Source organism: Rhizobium sp. RAF36, from assembly GCF_052114105.1.
Taxonomy (GTDB): Bacteria; Pseudomonadota; Alphaproteobacteria; order Rhizobiales; family Rhizobiaceae; genus Rhizobium.
The window spans coordinates 918,646-942,444 of record NZ_JBFREC010000002.1 but is presented as its reverse complement, the minus strand read 5'-3'; the positions used below and the strand labels follow the sequence as shown (position 1 = coordinate 942,444).

Here is a 23,799-nt window from a genome sequence, read left to right as displayed (position 1 = left end):
CATGAGAAAGCCGCCCGGAGGACCGGGCGGCTTTTGATCTATGTGATATCAATCACGCTTGGGGGTGATTGACCGTATGATCTTGATCGTGGAACAGGATCTTAATCACCTGATTAACATCAACGTTCTGCAGAGTAGCAACCGCGTGGGTATCTGCCGGGCTCGCCGTGATCGACAAGGTCGTAGTGTTGCCGACAGTGGAGACGCTCAGCTTCGAGAGCGCATCAGCGTCCGACATCCCCGGCTGCTGCGAGATCAGCGCATCGAGCAAGCTGGAAACATCGAGCTTGTCGCTGCTGTCACCCGTCGCTTTGTAGTCGGTAATGATGTCGACCGGATCGATCTTGCTCAAAGCCGAGGCATCGATGAAGAACGTGTCGTGTCCGTCGCCACCCGTCAGCGTGTTATGGCTGCCAGCACCGCCATAGAGCAGATCATTGCCTGACCCTCCATAGAGGTCGTTGGTGCCACCTGTGCCACCAATCAGCATATCATTGCCGCCGCCGCCATAGAGTGCATTCGAAGCTCCATCTCCACCAATAAGCAGATCGTTGCCGTCCTTTGAGCTCTCGTAAACACCATCGCCGAATAGCGTATTGGCGCCGCTTCCGCCAACGATTACATCGTTGCCCAGGCCGCCCAAAATCTGATGCGAACCGGGTACGTAGCCGATCAAGAAGTCATCGGAATTGCCGCCCGCCAGATTGCCGCGAGCTACCGTTGCCCCCACGTCAACTGGAGCATTCTCCCCATCGCTGATGCCAAAATGGAACGCATTTCCAGATTGCTGGACAGTATAGGTGATGTGATCGTCACCAGATGTGTATTTCACATGCGCCTGGTTAGAAATGCTGAACGACAGATCTTTTCCTTCCGGATCATGCTGATTCCAGAGAAGCGCCTGCACGGGGATTGGTAGCTTCGCGCCGTTTGCAGCGTCGGTAACGATCGTGAGATCATGGGCGACAGGTGGAGCATTCGGGACCGTCACATCCAGATGGAACGTCTTCGCGACCGGTACCGAGCCGTCCTGATTGCCATCCTCGACCTTGACGTCGAACTGAGCAGTGTTCCCAGCCGAGTTGTCGTGGACGAAGGTGACGAGACCAGCCTGGAGCTGCTCTGATGTGAAGGACAGCGACGACACGCCACCAACCTTGATCAGGCCGCTCACCTGGTTCGAGACCTGGAACGCCACCGAGGTGTTGTCCGGATCCGTGAAGAACACGTCAGCTGTCGTCAGCGTATAGCTATGGCCCTTCTCGACCGATGCCGCGAGATCACCGGTCAATACCGGAGCGTCATTGATCGGGATGATATGGACGCTCGTGGTATGCGCAACGCTGTCTGCCTGGCCGTCGTTGGCAACGACCTGGACGACGCGGTCCGCAGCGCTCGGGTTGTCGCTGGTGTTCTCGTAAACGACACCCTTCAGGATCGTTTCGTAGACCGACGTCGCTGCAGTGCCCGTGATCGAAAGCGTGCCGTTTACAAATGCGACATTCAGATGCGCGGTGTTGGCCGCATTCTGTGCCGTGGTGTTCAGCGACAGCGTGTCGTTTGCACCGTCAGGCGAAGTCGTGAACTTCACCGTGAGCGACGCAAGCGTCGAGCTGTCGACATCCTTCAGGCTGGCCTTATCGAAGATCCACTGCGGCAACTGCTCGACCGCGGTACGGGCTGCATCATTGCCAGCCGTTGTCGTGTCCAGATCGATGGCCGGAGCGTCGTTGACCGGGTTGACGGTGATCGTGAAATCACCGCTGTCCGTCAGCGCCGTACCACCGAAATTGCCATGATCGTCGAGCGTGTAATGGACGCTGACCGGACCGTTGAAGTCCTGATCCGGCGTGAATGCGATGCCGTTGAGATTGCCGGCGCTGTGGTTATCACCGCGCAAGAGTGTGTTCAGGAGCGCATAAGCGTCACGGGAGCCGTTCGAGTCAGCGGTCGTCGTGATCGAGATCGTGTGGCCGTTGTCCGAGGTCACGATGTTGAAGCCGCCGCTCAAACCGTCAGAGGACGCCGCAAACTTGCCACCTGCCTCGACATGGAGCGTCAACGTGACCGTCTGTGTCACGCCATCGCCCTGATCCGGATCGGAAGCAACCCAGTTCTTGGCGCCGGTTTCGGCGAAGTAGAGCGGGGTGTCTTCGTTGATCGTGAAGCCCGTCGTCTGGCCGAGGGTCAGATGCGGCGCGTCGTTGACCGGGGTGACGTTGACGGTCACGGTCTGGACAGCCGGGGCGCTCGCCGGCAGGCCGTCATCGCCCATGTCGTTGTAAGACAGGGTGATCGTGGCCGCGCCGTTGAAGTTGGCGTCCGGATTGAATGTGATGCCGGTGCCGTGATCCGAGTCCGTCAAGGCGTCGATCGGACCGTTCTTGCCCGCAGCGCCTTCGACCACGATCGAGTGGCCGGTGTAGGAGCCATGGCCACCATCGGCAACGGCGACGCCGTCAACCGACAGAACCTTGAGATCAGGATACTGGGTCAGATTGACTGTGACCACACCATGGTTCGACGCGATCGTCAGCTGGCCCGGCGTGCCGCCGTTTACGCTGCTGTCGTCATCGAGGTTCTCGAATGTGATCTTCGTGTCGCCCACGCTTTGCGGCGTAAAGGCGAAGGCATGGTCTTCGGTCGTCGTCACCGAGAAGTTGTTGTAGGCAGTCGGCGCATCGTTGGTGCCGGTGACATTGACGGTCATGCCGAGCGGAGCGCTAAGCCCGCCATCGGCATCCTCGACAACGATGGCAATGTGATGCGTCTCGCTGGCTCCGGTATGCTCATCCGTGTGGAAGATGATCTTTTGCAGGATAGCCTTCACCTCGGCTTCCGTCATCATGTGGCCGTCGGCCGCAGTGATAACCAGCGTGTTGGTCGACTTCTCGCTCTGGGTGATGATGATCTCACCGTTGTTGAGCTTGAGGCCGCCCTGATCCGACTGCCGGATGAACAGGCGATCGCCCTCGTCCGCGGTAACGGTGACCGACTTGTAGCCCGCATTGTGGACGTCGGCGTCGGAGATCGCAAAGCCGTTTGCAGACGAGAAGATCTTGTACCCGTCGAGCTTGCCGATGTTCGAACCGTTCGGCTCGACATAGTTCGCCGTCATCAGCGCGGCCGTGACGACCGGAGCGTCATTCGATCCGTGGACGGTAACCGTCACGGTCTGCGTGGCAGTCGCGCCATATTCGTCCGTGACCGTCGCAGTAAAGGTCTGATCGACACTTTCGCCGGCGCCAAGACCCTGCGTTGCCGCCAATTTGTCGTTCAGCGTATAGACCCACTTACCGGTGGCAGCATCGATCGACATCGTGCCGTAGGTGTTCGGGCCGCCGATCGACCATGTCAGCGTGTGGTTCAAGTCCACATCGGTTGCAACGAGTTGACCATGCGCCGCCGAGATGTAGCCGTGCTGCTGATCCCAAGTGCCGTCGTTGGTGCTGTCGTTACGGCCTTCGTAGTACGGACGATCGAGAAGGTCCGGGTCGGCCTGGGTTACAAGCGCCTTGTAGTGGTCGAACAGCGCCTGATCGGTTCCGTAGCGCTGGGTCAGCGCGTAGGTCGTCAGATTGCCGAGCAGGTTGTCATGCAGGGACTGCAGGCGATCGGGCAGCGTGTCCGCATCAGCACCGTCCGCCGTGTACTTGGCGACGATATCCGTCAGAGGCGCACCGCCGTCCTTCAGATACTGAACGTAAGCCAGACCAAGCTGAGTAAAGGCCTGGTTGATGTTGACCTGGTTTGCGCCTGCCGACGTATAGCGGTCATCCATCGCGTCCCAGAGAACGGTGATCGCCGCTGCCCGGTTTGCGAGAGCGTCGCCGCCGGGAAGATCATGGCCGATCGCATTCAGCGCTGCATTGAAGTTTGCAGCCGTCGGCGCGGTGGTGACCAGGGTGATAGCTGCCGCGGCCGCGCTCGAGAGTGCGATGTGCGAGCTGAGGCCACCGCCATTACCGGCTTCGAAAATATCCGCGATATCGCCTGCTTCCGTCACAGAGGCCGTTGCCGGACCGCTGGTGATCACGGGGGCGTCGTTCGTGCCGGTCAGCTTGACCTGCACGACCTGGGTCGCGGTGCCGCCATGGCTATCGGTGACCTGCACCGTATAGCTGATGATCGATTCCCAGCCCTTCGGCAGGAAGTCGAATGCTTCGGTGCCGGAGTTGAAGTTCCAGTGGATGTCGCCGGAATGTGCGCCACCGCTGATGACCGCGCCGCTATCGACGCTGAAGAAGCCCTTCAGCTGATCTGCGGTGAAGTGGCTCTCGATGCCCGAGCCCGTTGCCGAGACACCGGAAACCGAGACAGTGACGACATCATTGTTGTCAACGTCGGAGACGCTCAGCGTGCCGTTGGCAGAAAGACCGGCATTGCCTTCCGTCAGGCCCACGAAGTTCGTATCGCCGTTCTCCAGCGAGATAACCGGAGCGTCATTGGAGCCGTGGATCGTCAGCGTGATCTGCTGCGTATCCGTGGCGCCATGCTCGTCCGTTACCGTTGCGGTGAAGGTCTGCTGGACCGTTTCGCCTTCGTTCAGCCCCTGCGTGGCAGCAAGGCCGTCATTGAGGGCATAGACCCACTTGCCGGTCGCCGGATCGATCGAGATCGTACCGTAGGTGCTCGGACCAGCAATCGACCAGGTCAGCTGGGCGCCGTGATCGACGTCCGTCGCGACGAGCTGCCCGCCGGCAACCGGCACCAGGCCGTGCGCCTGATCCCAAGCGAGGGCGTTGTTCGCCGTGCCTTCATAGCCACCGTAGATCGGGCGGCTCAGCAAGGCGTCGAGGCCGTTGTCGTGCAGCAGATCGAGGATTGCCTGATAGACGGCCGGAACCGGGTTAGAGTTGGAACCCTGGCCTGCACCGAGTAGCTTGTCGATCAACGACGGGCCGTCGAGGTTGCCGAGCAGATTGTCATGCAGAGACTGCAGGCGATCCGCAACAGTGCCGGCATCACCACCATCGGCCGCGTACTTGGCGATGACGTCGAGCAGCGGCTTGCCGCCAGCTTCGAGGTACTTGGCATATTCGACGCCGAGGCGTGCCGACATTTCGTTCAGCACATTGTTATAGTAGCCGCCGTTGTCATCGACATAATCCCAGACCGTGGCAATCGCGTCGGCGACGCTAGCCTTCGGACCGATCTGCTGCTGCACCTGCGCCAGCAGGTCGTGCATATCGACGCCGCTGACAAGCTTGCTTGCCAGGAAGCTGTCGATATTGACGGTGGGCTCGAAGCGGCCGTTTGCAGCCTGGTCGGCGCCGATGGCGTCGAGATTACCCTTTTCGAAGACGTCGGCGGTGACATCCGAGGCAGTAAGGTTGATGACGGGCGAGTCGTTGGTGCCGACGAGCGTGACGGTGATATCGCGATACGTGGACGATCCATGGCCGTCATCGACGGTGACGCGGAAGGTTTCGATCTTGGTTTCGCCAGCCGCAAGCGGGTTCAGAGCCGCATCGGTGACGTGGTAATTCCAGGTCACGAAGCCATTGCCGTCATTGATGGTTTCTTCGCTGACGGAGGCGGTCAGAGTGCCAAGATAGTTGCCACCCTGGGCCTGGACGCTGACCGTGTGCTTGTCACCCTGATCGTCGTAGATCCAGAAGCCGCCGCCGTTATAGCCGGCATGGCCAGCAGGTGCGTCAAATTCCGTACGGTCGGCGGTAGAGCCGGCACGCGCGTCGTTCTCCTGATACTCGGTGATCGTACCGGTATCCGGGAAGCCGACCGAGGTCGAGACAGCATCGTTCGAGCCGGTGATCGTTACCTGATAGACCGCTGACTTGCTGTCGCCGTCGCCGTCGGTGACCTTGAACGGTACCGTCAGCGTTGCGACTTCGCCTTCGCTGAGGCCGTTGAAGCCCCAGCCCGGATTGATCGTGAAGATGCCGGTCGCAGCGTCATAGTGATAGGCGCTGGAAGGCAGGTTGATCGTCGTACCGTTCGGCGTGGCGATCGTCACATGATCCGTATCGAAGCTTACAGTGCCCTTCTCGTCGTTGCCGAAGGAGAAGTCCGTCCCCTGCGCAAGATGGAAGGAAACAACACCGCTGTCTTCGCCAGTCGTGGCGTGGAAGACCGGAACATCAGTGCCATGGGTCAGGCTGACATTGGCGAGATACGTGCCGGTATTGTCGTTGCCGTTGCCCACTTCCCTGAACGTCAGCGTGTTGGTGCCGCCGGCAGCCGTCAGGTTCAGCGTCTGGCCGACCATCGAGCCGGTCGGCTGGACCGTGCCGACGAGCGTGCCATTCCAGTAGACTTCAAGCTTGGACGAACCTGCATCCGGCGAGCCGGCTTCGAAGGTCAGCTTGTAGGTATCGCCGGAGGTCAGGCCGGTGATATTCTGCGAGATCTGGATGTTGCCCGGCGAAGCGCCGAGATCGACCATCGGCGAGCCGCCTGTCGCATGCATGCCGAGATAGTTATCGACAACACGCTCAAGCTGGACGCCCTGCTGGCCAGGAACGGTACCTTCGATCTTCCAGCCGGTGGATTCCGTCGCCCACGCACCCCAGGATTCCGGGTGAGCCCAGGTGCCGCCGGCGAAATTGCCGTTGGCGAGCAGGTTTGCAGGCTGCAGCGAGCCGGTGATCACAGGCACGTCGTCGGCAACGCTTACCGAGAAAGGCTGGTCGACATAGTCGCCGTCGCCGTCGAAGACGCGGGCGACGAGGTTGAGGACCAGCGGGCTGTCGCCTGCCGGATGGTCGAGGTTCTGGAACAGGGTGGTCGCGAAGCTGCCATCATGGAGCACAGCGACGATGAAGACCGGCGTGTCGGCGCTCTCGCCATGCTTGAAGGCCACGATTTCCTGATCGACGCCATTTGTCGTGCGGACGAGGTAGTCCAGAGCGACGCCATCAGAGGTCAGGCCGGCATTGATGATCGGATGCCCGAGAGAGTCGCGACCGATCTCGACATGCGTTCCCTTGTTGTCAGCGCCGATATTGACATGCAGCGAACCGAAGTCGCTCGAGACGCGCGGCAGGCCGGTTTCCGAAAGATGGCCGGTGTCCGCAGCAGACACGATCGTCGGCTTGTCGTCGTTGATTTCGACGCGGACGATGCTGGTCGTGGTGTCGCCGTCGCCGTCACGGAAGGCGACCTGGGCGTCGACGCGCAGCTGATCGATCGCGGAGCCGTTGGCAAGCGCGACGTGGTCGACCGGGCCAAGCAGCTTCGCGGTGACCGTCGTGCCGTTCGCGGCAAGCTCGATGACGGTATGGCTGATGTCTCCAACATAGCCGACAATCTTTGTGCCATCTGCAGACAGCTGGAAGGTGATCTTGGCGCCATGCGAGGTCAGCGACGACAGATATGTTGCGCCCGGGCCGCTGAGCGTGAAGTCGACATTGCCGGCATCGCCAGCGCCGATATCGAGATGAACGCGGCCGGTGAAGCTGGTCTTGCCAGCGCCGTCGGCACCGTAGTCGATCGAGAAGCTCTTGGACTGCGTATCCGGCGTGGCGCCGTGAATGCTGCTTTCCTTGACGGTGATGTAGCGGTCGACGTCGAGAGCAACCGGCGCATCGTCGCGGATGTCGACCTGCACGGTACCGGTGTTCCAGGCCGTCTTGTCGCCGTCGCCATCGGTTGCGGCGAAGTCGAAGACCAGACGCAGAGCATCGGATACACCGGTGCGGGCTGCATCGGGATGATCGATCGAGGCGAACTGGGTGAAGGTATAGGCGCCCGTTGCCTGGTTTGCCGAGAATGTGAAGACTGGATGGCCAACATCCGTCGTGTAGGCTGTCAGGACGATCTGGCCGCCGACAACAGCAGTTGCGTAATGGAGCGCAACACCATGCGACGTCAGAGCCGGGTAGCCTTCGCCGTCCTGGCCGTTCGGCGTCATGTCGATCGCCGTGCGGAATGCCAGATCGGTGATCTTGGCGCCGTCTGCACCCTGCGTGAAGACCAGCGTGCCCGTCGCCGACTGGGTGATGAACACGCCATCGGCCGTACCATTTTCGGTAACGACGCTGGTGCCGGACCAGCTTGCGGTCGGCACGTCATCCTTGATCGTGACTGTGAAGTCGCCGGTCAGCTTGTCGTTGTCGCCATCGATCGCCGTGTAGGTGATCTTGATGTTCAGATCGTCGGCACCCGACGCGCTGTGCGTGGTATTGTGCAGCAGCGTGAAGGTGTAGGTGCCGTCGCCGTTCAGGGCGATCTTCCACGATCCATCGCCTGCCGTCAGGATCTTGTCGTCGCCGTTCCAGGAAGCATTGGCTGCAGAAAGCGAAATCTTGCCGCCGTCCGCGCCGAGGGAAATATCGAGATCGCCCTTGACCGAGAGGTGGCTTGCGTCAGGAGAATTGCCGTTTGCCAGGTCGTCTTCGGCAAGCGACGCACCGGAGACCTTGTTGAGAACCGGGCCATCGTCCTGGAACTGGATCTGGCTGCCGATGCTGACGCTGTCGGTAGCCTTGTCGCCGTCACCATCGGTGACGGTCACGACGGCGCGGATCGCAGCATTGGTGATGGACGCGAGGTCATTGCCGGTCGTGGTGTCGGAATGCTTGATCGACAGGTATTCTACGGTGGAAAGCTTGCCGTTCTGGCCGTCGATGGCAATCGCAAAGGCCGCGGCGCCACTCTTGGCAGCGTTGACGGTGTCACCAACGCGGCCGACGACAATGCCATTTTCCGAGAAGAGGAAAATCTTCTTGCCTTCGGTGGTCATCAGGCCGCTGTTGACGCCGCTGCTGCTGAGCGAAAGCGAGTAGGCGACGCTGCCGGCGCCGTCTGCGCCAAAGGCGATCGACGAGGAAACGACGGCCGACGCGCTCTGAGCATAGGCTAGCGGAGCGCCGGCGTTGTCGGCATCGTGGCCGATATTCGAGACGCCGCTGAAGACGGAAAGCGCGGAGGTGTCGTTCTGCTGAAGACCGGTGCTCTCGTCAGCGATGACCTTGACGCCGGTGACCGACAGATCGACTGACGGACCATCGTCGAGGAAACGGATACCGGACGAAATGTCCGCCGAGTCAGAGGCCTTGTCGCCGTCGCCATCGGTGACGGTCAAGACCGCACGGACCGTGCCTTCGGCAATCGAAACAGCATCGTTCGGATTGCTGGTGTTGCCATGGTTCAGCGACAGGTACTCGACCGTCGATACCTTGCCGTTCGCCGGGTCGATGGCGATTGCGATGGCCGCCTGGCCTTCGGCACCGCCGACACGGCCGACGGCAATGCCGCCTTCCATGTAGAGATAGATGTGCTGGCCGTCGGTGGTCATCAGACCGGAATCGGCACCGTTGACGATGGCGAGCGAGTAAACCTTCGCGCCAGCCGTGGCTGCGCCGTCGACACCGAAATTGGTGCTGTCAACGAGTGCACCAACTGCGGACTGGGCGTAGGCAAGCGGTGCACCGCCATTGTCGCTGTCATGGCCGACATTGGCGACGGCGCTGAAGACTGCGAGCGGGTTGGTATCGTCGCTGAGGATCTGCTTGCCTGCCGTCTCGTCGGCCGTAACGCCGAATACGAACGGCGTACGAGTAACCGAGACGCTCGGGCCATCGTCCTGGAAGCGGATTTGCTGCGAGATGTCGGTACCTGCCGAAACCGTATCGCCATCGCCGTCCTTGGCGGTGACGACTGCCGTTATCGCGCCGGCCTTGATAGCGACCTGATCGTTCGCATCCAGCGGATTGTCATTGTGCAGCGAAACGTACTGGACAACGCTGAGCTTGCCGTCCTGGCCGATCGACAATGCGAAGGCTGCCGGGTCGTGCGCTACTACGTCGCTGGAAACAGCACCATCTTGAACATCGTATCGGCCGACGATGAAGCCGTTTTCGTTGAAGAGATAGATCTTGTGGCCATCGGTGGTCTTCAGGCCGGAATCCGTACCGTCGGCGACCGAGAGCGAGTAGACGACGGAGCCCGATACCGCAGCACCGTCAGCACCGAAATTGATCGACGGGGTCACGACGGCAGATGCGCTCTGTGCGAAGGCAACCGGAATGCCAAGGGTCTGCGGGTCGTTGCCGGCATCGTGGATGCCGCTGAAGAGACCAGCGAGCTGAAGCGACTTAAGGAAGCCGGCATCGTCAGCCTGTGCGCCGATGCTTTCGTCGGTGACAACGGTCACGCCAGAGGAGGCGAGCGAGACGACCGGACCGTCATCGCGGAACTGGATGCCGGAAGAGATATCGGCCGAGGCGCTGGCCTTGTCGCCGTCACCGTCGGTGACAGTCAGTACGGCACGGATCGAACCATCAGCAACGGCGACCGCCTCGTTGAGGCTACCGGCGTCGCCGTGATGCAGTGAGAGATATTCGACGGTCGAGACCTTGCCAGTGGCGGCATCGATGGCAACCGCGATAGCAGCCTTGCCACCGGCGGCGGCTTCCGCCGTATCACCGATACGGCCGACGACGATGCCGCCTTCCATGAAGAGGTAGATATGCTTGCCTTCGGTGGTCGTCAGGCCGGAATCCGTGCCGTTGACGACCGTCAGCGAGTAGGCCTTCGCGCCAATCTTGGCAGCACCATCGGTTCCAAAGGCCGTCACGTCGCTGATCGCGCCAAACTGGGACTGTGCGTAGGCCAGCGGAGCGCTGCCGGCGCGATCGGCGTCATCACCAGTGTTTGCAACGCCTGCGAAGACCGAGGAGGAGTTCTGATCGTCGGACTGCGTACCGGACGTCTCGTCAGCAGTGACACCGAAGAAGGGGTTGCGGCCGGCGACGACAATCGTCGGACCGTCGTCCTGGAAGCGGATCTGCTGGGAAATGTCGGCGCTGGCAGTCGCGGTGTCGCCATCGCCGTCCTTGACGGTAACGGTAGCGGAAACAGCACCATTCTTGATCGCGACCTGATCGTCGGCGTTCAGCGTATCCGGGTTCTGCAGCGAAACGTACTGGACGACACTGACCTTGCCGTCATTGCCAATCGAAATCGCAAAGGCTGCAGGATCGTGACCGGTATTCGTGACAGTGCCGCCATTGACGTCATAGCGGCCAACGATGAGATCGCCTTCCTTGAACAGGAAGATTTCGCGCCCTTCGGTGGTGAAGAGGCCCGATGCGGTGTGGTTGGCGGCAATCGTCAGCGCGTAGATCACCGATCCGCTGTTGGCCTTGCCGTCGGCGCCAAAATCGATGGTCGGCGTGATGACGGCAGCGTCACTCTGGGCAAATGCGACCGGCAGACCGAACGTATCCGGATCGCTGCCCTTGTCGTGCACGCCGGCGAAGACCTGACGGATGCCGGCATTCGCAAACACGTCGTCATTCTGCAGGAACGGCGTCTCGTCGGCGGTCACGGAACCGCTGACGGAAACGGAAACGGTCGGCGCATCGTCGCGGAACCGGATGTCGGAAGAAATATCCACCGAACCGCTTGCCTTGTCGCCGTCACCGTCGGTGATCGTTAGAACTGCGCCGATCTTGCCGGCGGCGACAGAAACAGAGTCGTTCGCATTGCTGCTATTGTCGTGATGCAACGACAGGTATTCGACCGTCGAAACCTTGCCGCTGTCGGCGTCGATGGCGACGGCGAAAGCCGCCTGGCCGAGCTTGGCCGAATTGGCACTGTCACCGACGCGGCCGACGACGATACCGTCTTCGACAAAGAGGAAAATGTGCTTGCCGGCGGTGGTCGTCAGGCCGGAATCCGTGCCATCGGTTGCCGAGAGCGAATAGACCTTGGCAGCAGCGGCCGCCTGACCGTCAACGCCGAAATAGGTGATTGCGTTCAGTGCAACGGATTTGGACTGCGCATAGACGAGCGGGTCACTGCCGGCACGATCCGGATCATTACCTTTGTTCCAGACTGCGTTAAAGACCGAGAGTGCTGCCTGATCATCGGCCTGAAGACCGGCGGATTCGTCGGCCGTCACGCGGAAATCGTTGTTGGAATGAACAATGATTGCCGGGCCGTCATCGCGGAAGCTGATCTGTCCGGAAATATCTGTGCTTGCCGTCGCAGTGTCGTTGTCACCGTCCTTGACGGTGACAACGGCGGAAACCGTGCCGGCAGCGATCGAAACGGTGTCGTTGGCGTCGCCGGCGACGTCGTTGTGTAAGGAAACATACTGAACGACGCTGACCTTGCCGTCCTCGCCAATCGTCAGGGCGAAGGCGGCCGGATCGTTACCGGTATTCGTGACTTCACCGCCGCTCGCATCGTAGCGGCCGACGACGAAGCCATTCTCGTTGAAGAGGTAGATTTCATGACCATCAGTGGTCTTCAAGCCTGAATCCGCACCATCCTGAACGGAGAGCGAATAGACAACCGAACCGGAGACTGCGGCACCATCACCGCCGAACGAGATGGTCGGGGTGACCACGGCCGACGCGCTCTGAGCGAACGCGACCGGCAGGCCGAGGGTCTGCGGGTCGTGTCCGACATCGTGGATGCCGCTGAAGAGCTGAGCCAGCTGCAGGGACCGGACCAGACCTGCGTCATCTGCCTGCCTGCCGACGCTTTCATCGGTCACGACAGTCGTTTCGGTCGACGCCAGACTGACGGTCGGCACATCGTCATTGACGGTTACAGTGAAGCTGGTCGGCACCGTGTCTCCATCGGCGTCCTTTGCAGTGACGGCGAAGGAAAGATCGATCTGCGAATCCTGAAGATCGACTGCGAGCAGAACCGGTTCACCTTCACCGCCGGCGGGTGCCTGGGTATGGGGATGATCGATGCTCGTCAGCAGCTGGAAGGTGTAGGAACCATGAGCCGAGGTCGGGTCCAGCGTGACAACGAAGACATCGGTGCGTACCGCACCCTCGCCTTCGCCGACCGTGTAGCCGGTCAGCGTGTGGCCATCTGCAGAGATTTCGTACTGGATGGCGAGGCCATGCGATGTCAGGCCGCCAGGTGCGTTCTTGGCATCAAAGGTCAGGTCGCGATGAGCGCCGTTGTCCGCACCCCACTGAACGCCGAGGCCGACATTGCCGGTAGCAACCTTGCCATCCAGAAGGTCGTGTTCGCTGATCGTACGGTCATCGCTCGCACCACCCAGGTTGATCGACGGGCCGTCGTCACGAATGTCGATCGACGCATTGCCGGTGACGGCGTCGCCATCCTTGTCGGTGACGGTGTAGGTGAAGTTCAGGCGCAGCGCATCGCTGGCGCCGGACTGGTTGAGGTCCGGATGGTCGAGCGGGCCGTATTGGGTGAAGGTGAACGCACCGGTCGAGATGTCGGTGACTTTGAGTTCGAAGACAGTCACCGTATGGGCGTTTTCGCCTTCGCCGACGATTATCGTGCCGGTGATGGTCAGGCCGTTGACGGTCACAGTTACGGCGTGGCCATCCGAGGTCAGGCCGCTGAGCGGCGTGCCAGCGCTGCCGCCTTCTTCATCGACATCGGTACCACCGGTGTAGTTGATGGCAGTGACGACGCCAAGGTCAGCGCCCGAGAGGAAGCCGAAATGGCCCTCGAGCGTATTCTTTTCGAAGTTGCCTTCGCCGTCAGAACTCTCCGTCAGCACCAGCGTGTCGGTGAAGGTGATGGTCGGCTGGTCATCGAACAGCTCCTCGTCGCCATTAGGCGTACCATCTGGCTGCTGCGTATCAGCCAGCAATGCCGCCAGTTCGGTCGGCGTGTCGTCGCCGGGCTGGAGGGTATCCTGGAATTCCGCGCCGGAGCTCGGTGCTGCGGCCGAGGCGCTGTCGCCGCCGTCAGGGCCGGCGGCAACGTTGATGTGGCTGTCGTTCAGCGCAGCGATGACGGTGTCGCGCGGCAGTTCGACTTCGCCGATCAGGAAGGTCGGGACGTGGGCGGCGCCGTTGATGATGACGATCTCGGTGCCGTCGGGCTGGACCAGTACCAGATTGGCACCCTCGATGCGGATGTCGTCGAGCGATACGTTGGCCGCGAGGTGGGCGACGTTGTTCTGATCCGGAACAACTTCATTCGGGTTGGCGGCAGCCTGCGGAGCCGGCGGGGCGGCTTCGACGCGGTCGGTCTTCGGCGACTGTTCGCCGGCCGGTGTCTGATCTGTCGTCTGCGAGCTCTGCGCCTGGGCAAGCTCGACACGCTCGACCTCAGGAAGTTTGGCCTCTTCGCGTCCTGCAATTTCGTGAACGTCCGAGATCATCTCGTGAGAAGCGTGCTCGCCGTCGACGTTCGAATTACGCAGATCTTCGATAGACATGACTTTACCCCAATGAACAATTGAGGTGCAATCAATTACGCGGGAGGTCTAATTGCAATACTTCCTTAACCACCAAGATATAGCCGATTATGCTTCCACCCAAAAATGTTCAGGGACGGTTAACCTTGGAACGGCCTTTTGGGGTGAGAACGCTAAAATTTGAATAAAATTAAGGAAGTAGCAAGGGGTTTTCGACCCCAAAACGGTTAACGGCGGCCCGGTTTTTCAGGGGCCGCCGTTAACCTTGAAGGGCGCGATTCGGGGCTGTCAGGGGCTGCCGGACACCCCGTTTTCGGAGGTCAGCGCCGGGGCGCCGCAAGGCAGAAAAATGCGCCCTGCGGATCGATGCCGTTGACCACCCAGCTGCCGCCCGGAACCTCCATCGGACCGAAGACGATCTTGCCGCCGCCTGCGTTTACCCGCTCGACGGCGCTGTCGATCTCCGGCACGTTGAAGTAATAGGCCCAGTACGTCATCGGCACGTCGGCAGGCTTGGTCATCATGCCGCCGGTCTGTTTTCCGTGCTCGGCGAAGATGCGGTAGGTACCCATCTCGCCCATGTCGAAGTCATGGTCCTTGGTCCAGCCGAAGATCTTTTCATAGAAATCGAAGGCCTGCTGCCAGTCGCCGGACATCAGCTCGTGCCAGCCGACATGGCCGGGCGTCCCCATTTCCGGCTCCCAGCCATCGTCGTTTTCCATCGGCAGCGGCGTCATGATGCAGAGCACGGCGCCGCTCGGATCGGCGACGACGGCGAAGCGGCCGACGGTCGGGATATCCTCGGGCGGGCGGCGGACGCTGCCGCCATTGGCGGCAAAGTCGCGGGCGGACTGATCGACGTCATCGACGGCGACATAACCCGTCCAGTTGGGCGGGATGCCCTGCCCCTCGAGCTCTGCCGGAAAGGTCATCATGCCGCCGACGCCGCGGCCGTTGGCCTCGAAGATCGTATAGACACCCATGTCTCCCATGGGCATTTCCTTGGTCGTCCAGCCGGTGACCGAGCCGTAGAACTTCGCGGCGGCGGCGGTATCGGGCGTCATCAGCTCGCACCAGATGAACTTGCCATGCGTATTCGAAGCCATGATCTTTCCCTTTCAAGAGTGTCGGATGTCATTTCCGTCTGGCGCCCCGATGGGACGCCGCGATCACGGCTTGCGTGCGTAGCGCGCTTCCATGAGTTGCTTCCAGCTGCCGTCGGCCTGTTTCGCCGCGGAGGCGAAGGTGCGGTGGTCGGCGTCGATGAAGGCGATCTGTTCGCGGTAATCCTGCTCGCCGCCGCCGCCCGTGCAATCGGGGCCGCGCGTATAGAGGCTGAGCACCTTGCCATCGGGCGAGACTTCGCCCGCATAGACCCACATATGGTCCATCATCGAGCCGATCCAGGTGCCGACATATTTGCCCTTCGAAGGCGAATAGCCGAGGGTCAGCACCGTCGTTGCGGCGCCACTGCCATCAGGCATCTGGCCGTTTCCTTCGGCCACGAACCAGGCGCCGTGAAGCGAGCGGACGACCTCGGTCCATTGCCCGCTTTCTTTCATGTCGTCGGACGTGACATTCCAGGTGCCGACGAGTTTTTCCAGGAAACGGTGCTCCTCGAGCGCTTTTGAAGGTTCCATCATCCTTCCTCCCTCGGCTGATGTTTGCAGATCTCAGTGACAGCAGGATTGCGTCTTGGCATCCTCATATTCGTCGTGACGCTTGACGAAGCTCATGGTGCTGTCCTCGTTGCGGCCCTTCGGCGCGTAGTCGAGGATCATCAGCGTGCCCAGAACCTCTTCGCCACCGCGGGCATAGTTCGAGTACGTATGGAAGATCTCGCCCTTCTCGTTCTTGTAGAAGGCGCTCATGCCCGGCAGTTCGTCATTGGCGTCCTCAGGCTTCATCTCGGTGAAATTGTAGAAGACCTTGTCCTTCTTCAGATCCTCGGGCGTGAACGAGACGTGGTAGTCGAAGTTGAAATCATTCCCGGCGGAAGAGACCCAGGGGAATTTCCAGCCCATGCGCTTCTTGTAAGCCTCGATCTTTTCGACCGGTGCGCGCGAGACCGCTACCCAGGTGACGTCGTGATTGTTGAGATGCGGCAGCGTGCCGTCGATATGATCGGACAGGAAAGAGCAGCCCGGGCAGCCTGCCTCCCATTCCGGCCCCATCATGAAATGATAGATCATCAGCTGGCTGCGGCCTTCGAAGAGGTCGGCGAGCGACTTTTTGCCATCCGGCGTGTCGAAGACGTAGTTTTTATCGACCTTTACCCAGGGGAGCGCCTGGCGCTCGGCGCGCAGCGCGTCGCGCTGGCGGGTATGGGCCTTTTCCTTGGCCAGAAACGCGCGGCGGGTTTCAAGCCATTCTTCGCGGGAAACGACAGCATTCTGCATGATCGCACGCCCTCCTCCGGCGCGGCCGGCAAGGACCGGCATTTCGTTCTGCTTTGCTTGACTAAATACATTGATATCAATAGAATTTGGCCATGTCAAATCCGGTCGAGATTCCCTATTCCACGACGCTGCTCGTGCGCGACACCTGCCTCTGCCTGCATGTGCAGCGGGCGGCCCGGGCCTTGGCGCGGCTGTTCGACGACGCGCTTCGTCCTGTCGGGCTCACCAACGGGCAGTTCTCGCTGATGATGTCGCTCAACCGGCCGGAGCCGCCGCCGATGGGGCCGGTCGCCAACCTGCTCGCCATGGACCAGACGACGCTGACGGCCGCGCTGAAGCCACTGCAGCGCCGTGGATGGGTAAATGTAACGCCCGGCGCCAAAGACAAGCGCTCGCGGCTGCTCAGCCTCACGGCCGAGGGGAAATCCGTACTGGCCGCTGCCGTGCCGATCTGGCAGAGCACCCATGCCGCACTGGAAGACAAGCTGCCTGATGCCAATGGCGACGGGCTGCGCAGCATGCTGCTGGCACTTTGCTGATCAGTTTCCGATACGCGGATCGCCGCCGAAATCGGCGCGTGCAAAGCCGATGCGCTGCTTCGGAAATTCACACAGTGCCTGGACACCAGATGCCGACAGCCGGATGCGCCATGTCTGCCGTTCGGCGGGTTCGCGGGCGCTGAAGGCCTTGGCGGTCAAAAGCGCCAGATTGCGGCCATGGCGCGGATCGCGGACGGATTCATAGAGGATGGCCTCCGTATCCGCCGCGCGGGCGGCCTCGGCAAGCGCCTGGCATGCTTCGTAGTTCAAAGGGTCGATCCATATCGCCCGGTCGCGATCGAGCGGCGGGAGCGTCAGGTCGAGCGCTGCGGATGTCGCGACCGGCGCTGCAAAGGCGGTGTATTCGGCGGCATTCGCGGGGAGCGGCGTGGCGGGCGAATCCGCATAGAACAGCAGCCGGTAGAAGGCCATTTCCGATAGCGCCGTCTCCACCTTCTCCGAGGCATAGAACACGCCCAACGTCCTCCCTGCCCGCCGGAAGCGCGAGCCATGCGGATAGACGGCGCCGTATCGGAACGGTGTCGCCAGCAGATAATCCAGCCCCACGCATTCCGGCGGCAATGCCGGCTTGCTTTCTTCGAGCAGATTTTCGAGAATCGCCTGCTCCTCCAGCGTATCGACGAGTTTCAGCGTCGAGATCTGGTGCTGCGCCTCCACCAGCCGCCAGAAACGGCCGGAGACGGCGCGCAGTTCAGACGACAGCGCGGCGGGCGTCCAGATAGGCAAGGACATCGATCAAACCTGAAATGCTGACGATCTTTTCGAGCGGGGCGGCGCCGAGCGCCGTGTTGGCATTGCGCAGCCACTGCCTGGCAACCGCCTCATCGCCGCCGGCGATGGCGTCGAGCGAGCGGAACAGGCGAACGAGAAGAATGGCGAGCTCGAAGGATTTGCTGCTGCGATCCAGCTGGTGATCCTGCCGTTTCATGCGCGACACGGTGGCTTCCGAGACACCGAGAACGGCGGACAGCGTGCGGGCGCTGATGCCGAGGCGATCTGCGGCGTTGACCGCGGCCTTGGTGATGACGGCGGCTTCCTGGGTGGAGCGCGCTTGAGCGGGCGACGATACGGGCATCGGATATCCTTTCCTTAGAAAGAATATAGCGATTTTATTTCATCTGAAAAGATGTGGTTTGCGCACAGGGAGGCAAACCAACTCTCTGCCCTCATCCCTGTGCCTGTCACAGGGATGAGGGAACACGTGGAGGCGTTCCTCAGGCTTCCCTTCTCCCCTCGGGGAAGGTCAATCAGGCAACCGTGACCGGAACTTCGGTCGAGGTGCGCATCGCGTGGCTATAGGGGCAAACGATATGGGCAGCGGCGGCGAGCTTTTCGGCTTCAGCCTTGTCGAGGCCCGGGATGTTGACCGTCAGGGCCACTTCGATGCCGAAGCCGCCGCCGTCTTCGCGCGGGCCGATGCCGACCTTGGCGGATACAGTCGTATCTTCAGGAATCTTGACCTTCTGCTGGCCTGCGACAAATTTCAGGGCACCCAGGAAGCAGGCCGAGTAGCCGGCTGCGAAGAGCTGCTCGGGATTGGTGCCGGTTGCGCCGTCGCCGCCCAGTTCCTTCGGAACGGTCAGGGTGACGTCGAGAACGCCGTTATCGGAAACGGCGCGGCCTGCGCGGCCACCGGTGGCGGATGCTTGGGTCGTGTAGAGAATAGGCATGTCAGTCTCCTTTGCGTTGGGGTTGCGATTTATATAATGCGCAATTAAATTGTACGCAAGTGAATTTTGCAAATTGCATTCGGAATCTGAAAAGAGGACAATCGCGCCTCGAAGGAACAGGATCATGACAGCGCGGACGGCAGAGACAATGAAAATACCGGCAGAGGAAAAGAAGCTGGAACGGCAGCTCTGTTTCGCGGTCTATTCGACGGCGCATGCCTTTACCCGCGCTTACAAGCCGATCCTCGACAAGGTGGGCCTGACCTATCCGCAATATCTCGTGATGCTGGTGCTGTGGGACAAGGCCGAACTGCCGGTGAAGACGATCGGCGAGAAGCTCGACCTCGATTCCGGCACACTCTCGCCACTGCTGAAACGCCTGGAGCAGAACGGCCTGATCAAGCGCATCCGCGATTTGCGCGACGAGCGCCAGGTCCTAGTGTCGCTGACGCCGAAAGGCGATGCGATGCGCGGCGAGGTCGACACGATCATGGGCTCGATCGGCCAGGCGATAGGCTGCACGCTTGAGGAGATGGCGGAGATCCGCACCCTGCTCCAGGGTCTGCGGTCGAATCTGAACGAAGCGGATTAACGCCCCGGGACTTGATAGACGTACTATATGATAGTACGTTCTATTTGATGATCACAAGCTTCAAGGATAGCGACACCGAAGCTCTTTACAGAGGGAAGCGCCCGAGGCGCATACCCGCGGATGTGGCGTCTCGTGCTGTCCGAAAGCTATTCCTGATCGATACGGTGACAAGACTTGACGACCTCAGGGTACCGCCTGGCAACCGGCTGGAAGCGCTAACTGGAAATCGGCAAGGCCAATATTCGATCCGAGTGAATGATCAGTGGCGCATCTGCTTCGAGTGGGCTGATGGCGATGCACTGAATGTCGAATTTACGGACTATCACTAGAAAGGAACCCTGACATGGCGAGAGAAATTCCTCTTCCCCACCCGGGGATCGTGCTCAAGGAAGAATTCCTGGAGCCTATGGGCATCAGTGTTTATGCCGCCGCCAAGGCGACCGGCATTGCGCGCAGTCAGCTCAATCGGGTCTGCCACGGCGGCCTCAACATCACGGCGCCGATGGCGTTACGGCTTGGCAAATATCTGAATGTCGATCCGAAGTGGTTCATGAACATGCAGGTGACCTTCGATCTCGTCTCGTCCAGCGAGAGCCTGACACGCGAGCTGCAGGCGATCGATCCGGTCAGATCGGCAGCATAGGGAGACCCGCGCCAATAGCGCGGGCCGGAGTGCTTTACTCGGCGGCCTGATAGGCGGCCGGGACCGGAGCGCGGGAACCGCGCGGGCCGAGTGCTGCGAAAAGGACCACCAGCACCGAGAGGATGGCGACGAAGCTGACGCCTGCGGTGTAGGCGTCGTAGCCCATCGATGGGGCGGCGCTGAAGATTGCGGAGGCGGCCGCGAGAACGATGCCGCCGCCGATCTGGAAGGCGGCGAAGAGCAGGCCGGAGGCAAGGCCCGACTTGTCTTCCTCGACATCAGAGAGAGCCGCGACCTGTACCGACGGATAGGTCATGGCATAGCCGACGCCGAGCGGAATCTGCGACAGCGCGACGAGCAGCACCGGATTGACATGGCCGGCGGCCAGCACCCAGAAGATATAGCTCGATGCCTGCAGCGCGACACCCAGCGTCATCAGGCCCGTCGTGCCGCGGTTCTGGGCGATGGTTGCGAAGCGCGGTGCGAGGAACATGACGCAGACGCCACCGAAGGCGAAGCAGAAGCCCGTGACGAGAGCCGACCAGCCGAGTTCATCCTGATAATAGAGCGTGGCGATGAACTGGAAGCCGACATAGACGCCCTGGAACAGCGCCGCCAGCAGGTTGGCGTGGCTGAGCTTCGTCTTGCGGAAGATCCCGAGCGGCACCATCGGATCATGATGCCGGGATTCGACCACCAGGAAGAGGCCGATCAAAAGCACCGCGGCCAACAGGGAACCCCAGGTCGGCAGGGCGTTCCAGCCCTCGGCAGCAGCATTGGTGATGCCGAAGACGAAGAGCAGCAGGCCGGGGGTGATGGTCAGTGCTCCAGCCCAGTCGAAGGACGGACGCTTGCCGCCGAGCTTGACGTCACGCGGCAGAACATAGGGCGCGGCGATCAGGGCGAGGATGGCGACAGGCGCGCCCATGACCAGCGTCGCCCGCCAGCTGATGATGGTGGCGGCACCGCCAAGCACCATGCCGAGCACGAAGCCTGTTGCCCCCGTCGAGGCGAAGACGCCGAGCGCCTTGGCGCGCGCCGCGCCCTCGCCGAAGACGGAGAGCAGCAGCGCAAGGGCTGCGGGCGCGGTGAAGGCGGCGGCGATGCCCTTGATCAGGCGGGCGGCGATCAGGGTCGGACCGCTATCCACGAAGCCGCCGGCAATGCTGGCGGCCGCGAAGACGGCAAGCGACCACAGGAAGACGCGGCGGTGACCGAAGACATCGGCAACGCGCCCGCCGAGCAGCAGGAAGCCGCCATAGCCGAGCACATAGGCGCTAACGGCCCATTGCAGCGAGGTGGCGGGCATTCCGAGTTCAGCCTGGATGGCGGGAAGCGCGACGCCGATGGTCGAGACGTCCATGGCATCGAGAAAATTCGCGGCACAGAGCAGCAGCAATGCCAGCCCTGCCCCGCTTCTGGATTGGGAGAGTGTCATCGAAATCGTTCCTTTCGGCTGCCGCGGTTTGGGAGAAAGCGGCAGGGAACGAGAAAATGTACACGTCCTGATCCTATTGCAAATTGATAGTACCAATGCCAGGTATTACTGACGATGATAAATGATACGACCCTTCGAAAGATCGACCTGAACCTGCTCCTCGCCTTCTCGGTGCTGATGCAGGAGCGCAATGTCAGCCGCGCTGCCGAGCGGCTGCTGCTCGGGCAGCCGGGTCTCTCGGCAGCGTTGAAGCGGCTGCGCGAGGCGCTCGGCGATGAGCTTTTCGTGCGCGTCGGGCGCGGTTTGCAGCCGACGCCGCGCGCACTTGCCATCGCGCCTGCCGTCGAGGAGGCGCTGACCTGCATCGAAAAGGCCATCCGCCCACCTGATGCCTTCGACCCGGCGCTTTACGAAGGCGAATTCCGCATCAGCATGTGCGACAATCTCGAGACCGCCTTCTTCGGACCGCTAGCCGCGCGCCTGCGGCAGCTGGCGCCGAATGCAAAACTGATCGGCGTCGCATCCGAAAAGCGCGAGGCCACCCGGCTGCTCGATGACGGCGCTTTCGACTTCAGCGTTGCCGTCCACGACGAGCCCGCCTCCTGGCATGTCCGTGAACCGCTTTTCGAACAATGCTCGATGTCGATCTATGACCCGCTACAGCTGCGCCTGAAGGCGCCGCTCGGGCTCGCCGATTTCACCGGCAATCCGCATATCGTCATCTCCTACGAAAGCGGCGATACGGCCACCAATCTTGATCTCGCCCTGACGCGGATCGGCGAGAAGCGGACGATTGCCGCCAGCGTGCCGCGCTTCTCCGCACTGCCGACCGCACTGAAGGCGATGCCGGCGATTGCCACCGTTCCCGAGGCGATTGCCCGCTGCATGGCGCAGCTGCATGGGCTGTCGATCTCGCGCCTTCCGTTCGACCTGCCGGCCGATCCCGTGACCATGCTCTATCGCCGCGTCGACCAGGCGGACGGGCGCGCCGTGTGGTTGCGCAAACTGTTCATCGAGGTCGCATCGGCAGCGCTTGAGGCATCCGGATGCACGATGAGCATCTCGAAAGCAGCGGCTTAACCACTTCTTTGCCAAGCTGGGTTAAATGGCCGTTCACGAAATGTGTTTGGCATAATCGGTAACGTGAGGTACAAAGTCTCGCCGAGTGATTTGGGGCTGGACCGAAAAAACTGGGAGGCACTGCCGTTGAGGGGCAAAACCATCTCCGCGATTTTCATCGCAGGACTGGCCGTCACGGGTTGCAGCACGGCCAACGAGCCGGATGCGCTCGATGCCAAAGCGACGCCAAAGGCGAAGACCGTTGCCGCCACTCCAGGCAAGGTCACCTATAATTACACCGCGAAAGACCGCGAGTGCCTGAAGCGCGCAATGTATTTCGAATCCGAACATTCGGATCGCAACGGCTATCTCGCTGTCGGCACGGTCGTCATGAACCGGCTGACCTCGCAGGCCTATTCCGATTCCATCTGCGGTGTCGTCGGACAGAAGAAGCAGTTCGCACCCGGCGTCCTGACCCGAACGGTCGAGCCGGTTGCCGAACCGCAGCTCGATGCTGCCGCCGACGACATCCTGCGCGGCGCGCGCCATCCGGGCGTCAAGGAAGCGATGTTCTTCCACACCGAAGGCCTGAAATTCCCCTACGGCAACATGCACTACGTGACAGCTGCCGGCGGCAACGTCTTCTACGAGAAGCGCGGCCGCGACGGCGAATTGCAGACGCCCGCCCCGATGCCATCCTATGAAGTGGCGATGAATTACGTCGCGAACGACCAGCGCTCCGGCGCCGTCCAGTTCGCCGGCGTTGAGCAGTACACGGCTGCAGCGCAGCCTGCCCCTGCAGCCCCCGCCGTCGGCGCGCCGCAGCCATCTTCGACACAGGTCGCCTATACGCAGGTTGCCTCCGCTGATCCGGATTCGCCGGCGCCGTTCGAAATCCTGCTGCCGGAAACCGGTCCGGTTCCGGCCGCAATGCCCGGCGAGGCCGCACCCGCCCTGGCCGTCCAGCCCGCCTCCACAGGTTCGCTGCCGCAGGCATCGCAGATGCAGATGCAATTCCAGGCACAGCCGGCGCCCCAGACCCTGCAGCCACCATCGCTGCAGCCCGCCGCCGATGTACTGACCCCGCCAACCCGCGTCGTCCTGCCGACGCCGCGCCCGGCATATAACAGCGCGTCGCTCAATCTCGGGCCGTTACGTTCGGGTGGTTGAGGTGAACGATTGAAAAAGCTCCCGTTTTGGGAGCTTTTTTGTAGGCGCGGCGTCATCAGGCCACCCTCATGCCTGTGCCCGTCACAGGAATCCAGTGCGCCCAGTCCTGGGGCGCGGGAGACTCTCAATGGGAAACGGCGATCATTCACCGCGCGGAC

General features: G+C 61.5%; 14 protein-coding genes. 6 read left to right on the top strand and 8 right to left on the bottom strand.

Annotation, left to right across the window (positions count from 1 at the left end; all coding sequences use genetic code 11):
- Positions 1–52: 52 nt before the first annotated feature.
- The 4 genes from AB4Z25_RS10530 to AB4Z25_RS10515 all read right to left on the bottom strand — a co-directional run bounded on the left by AB4Z25_RS10530 (position 53) and on the right by AB4Z25_RS10515 (position 16,509).
- Positions 53–14,131, bottom strand: coding sequence for a DUF5801 repeats-in-toxin domain-containing protein (locus AB4Z25_RS10530; RefSeq protein WP_112537239.1), 14,079 nt, complete (start codon positions 14,129–14,131; stop codon positions 53–55).
- A gap of 299 nt (positions 14,132–14,430) precedes the next feature.
- Positions 14,431–15,216, bottom strand: a complete 786-nt coding sequence (locus AB4Z25_RS10525) for a VOC family protein (protein ID WP_112537238.1) — start codon at positions 15,214–15,216, stop codon at positions 14,431–14,433.
- 63 nt (positions 15,217–15,279) lie between these two features.
- A complete protein-coding gene (locus AB4Z25_RS10520) occupies positions 15,280–15,750 on the bottom strand; it encodes a DUF1579 domain-containing protein (protein ID WP_442208004.1) in 471 nt (156 codons plus the stop codon).
- A gap of 33 nt (positions 15,751–15,783) precedes the next feature.
- A complete protein-coding gene (locus AB4Z25_RS10515; RefSeq protein WP_112537361.1) occupies positions 15,784–16,509 on the bottom strand; it encodes a DUF899 domain-containing protein in 726 nt (241 codons plus the stop codon).
- Between the two features lie 92 nt (positions 16,510–16,601).
- Between AB4Z25_RS10515 and AB4Z25_RS10510 the strand changes: the two genes are divergently transcribed.
- On the top strand, positions 16,602–17,048 hold the full coding sequence (locus AB4Z25_RS10510) for a MarR family winged helix-turn-helix transcriptional regulator (protein WP_112537236.1): 447 nt from the start codon (positions 16,602–16,604) through the stop codon (positions 17,046–17,048).
- Here AB4Z25_RS10510 and AB4Z25_RS10505 read toward each other — a convergent pair whose 3' ends face one another.
- The 3 genes from AB4Z25_RS10505 to AB4Z25_RS10495 all read right to left on the bottom strand — a co-directional run bounded on the left by AB4Z25_RS10505 (position 17,049) and on the right by AB4Z25_RS10495 (position 18,739).
- Positions 17,049–17,801 (bottom strand): RES family NAD+ phosphorylase, encoded by a 753-nt coding sequence (locus AB4Z25_RS10505; protein WP_112537235.1) that lies wholly within the window; start codon positions 17,799–17,801, stop codon positions 17,049–17,051. It abuts the gene before it with no gap.
- Positions 17,761–18,144, bottom strand: a complete 384-nt coding sequence (locus tag AB4Z25_RS10500) for an MbcA/ParS/Xre antitoxin family protein (RefSeq protein ID WP_112537234.1) — start codon at positions 18,142–18,144, stop codon at positions 17,761–17,763. The genes AB4Z25_RS10505 and AB4Z25_RS10500 overlap by 41 nt, the downstream gene beginning before the upstream one ends.
- Positions 18,145–18,316: 172 nt before the next feature.
- Entirely contained in the window at positions 18,317–18,739 is a 423-nt protein-coding gene (locus tag AB4Z25_RS10495; protein ID WP_112537233.1) for an organic hydroperoxide resistance protein, read from the bottom strand.
- Positions 18,740–18,863: 124 nt separating this feature from the next.
- Between AB4Z25_RS10495 and AB4Z25_RS10490 the strand changes: the two genes are divergently transcribed.
- From AB4Z25_RS10490 to AB4Z25_RS10480, 3 genes are read left to right on the top strand one after another with little or no spacing between them, the layout of a single operon-like run.
- On the top strand, positions 18,864–19,331 hold the full coding sequence (locus AB4Z25_RS10490; RefSeq protein WP_112537232.1) for a MarR family transcriptional regulator: 468 nt from the start codon (positions 18,864–18,866) through the stop codon (positions 19,329–19,331).
- A gap of 47 nt (positions 19,332–19,378) precedes the next feature.
- Complete coding sequence (locus AB4Z25_RS10485; RefSeq protein ID WP_112517319.1) at positions 19,379–19,660, top strand: type II toxin-antitoxin system RelE/ParE family toxin; 282 nt, start codon at positions 19,379–19,381, stop codon at positions 19,658–19,660.
- Between the two features lie 14 nt (positions 19,661–19,674).
- The gene (locus tag AB4Z25_RS10480; RefSeq protein ID WP_112517320.1) at positions 19,675–19,974 is read left to right on the top strand and encodes a HigA family addiction module antitoxin; all 300 of its coding nucleotides are present in this window, start codon (positions 19,675–19,677) and stop codon (positions 19,972–19,974) included.
- Between the two features lie 34 nt (positions 19,975–20,008).
- Here the strand turns inward: AB4Z25_RS10480 and AB4Z25_RS10475 are convergent, their stop codons facing one another.
- Positions 20,009–21,412: an MFS transporter gene (locus AB4Z25_RS10475; RefSeq protein WP_112537231.1), complete on the bottom strand. Its 1,404-nt coding sequence runs from the start codon at positions 21,410–21,412 to the stop codon at positions 20,009–20,011.
- 114 nt (positions 21,413–21,526) lie between these two features.
- On the opposite strand from AB4Z25_RS10475, the gene AB4Z25_RS10470 reads away from it, so the two are divergent.
- On the top strand, positions 21,527–22,492 hold the full coding sequence (locus AB4Z25_RS10470; protein ID WP_112537230.1) for a LysR family transcriptional regulator: 966 nt from the start codon (positions 21,527–21,529) through the stop codon (positions 22,490–22,492).
- 120 nt (positions 22,493–22,612) lie between these two features.
- Positions 22,613–23,641 (top strand): cell wall hydrolase, encoded by a 1,029-nt coding sequence (locus AB4Z25_RS10465; protein WP_442208003.1) that lies wholly within the window; start codon positions 22,613–22,615, stop codon positions 23,639–23,641.
- Positions 23,642–23,799 lie beyond the last annotated feature (158 nt).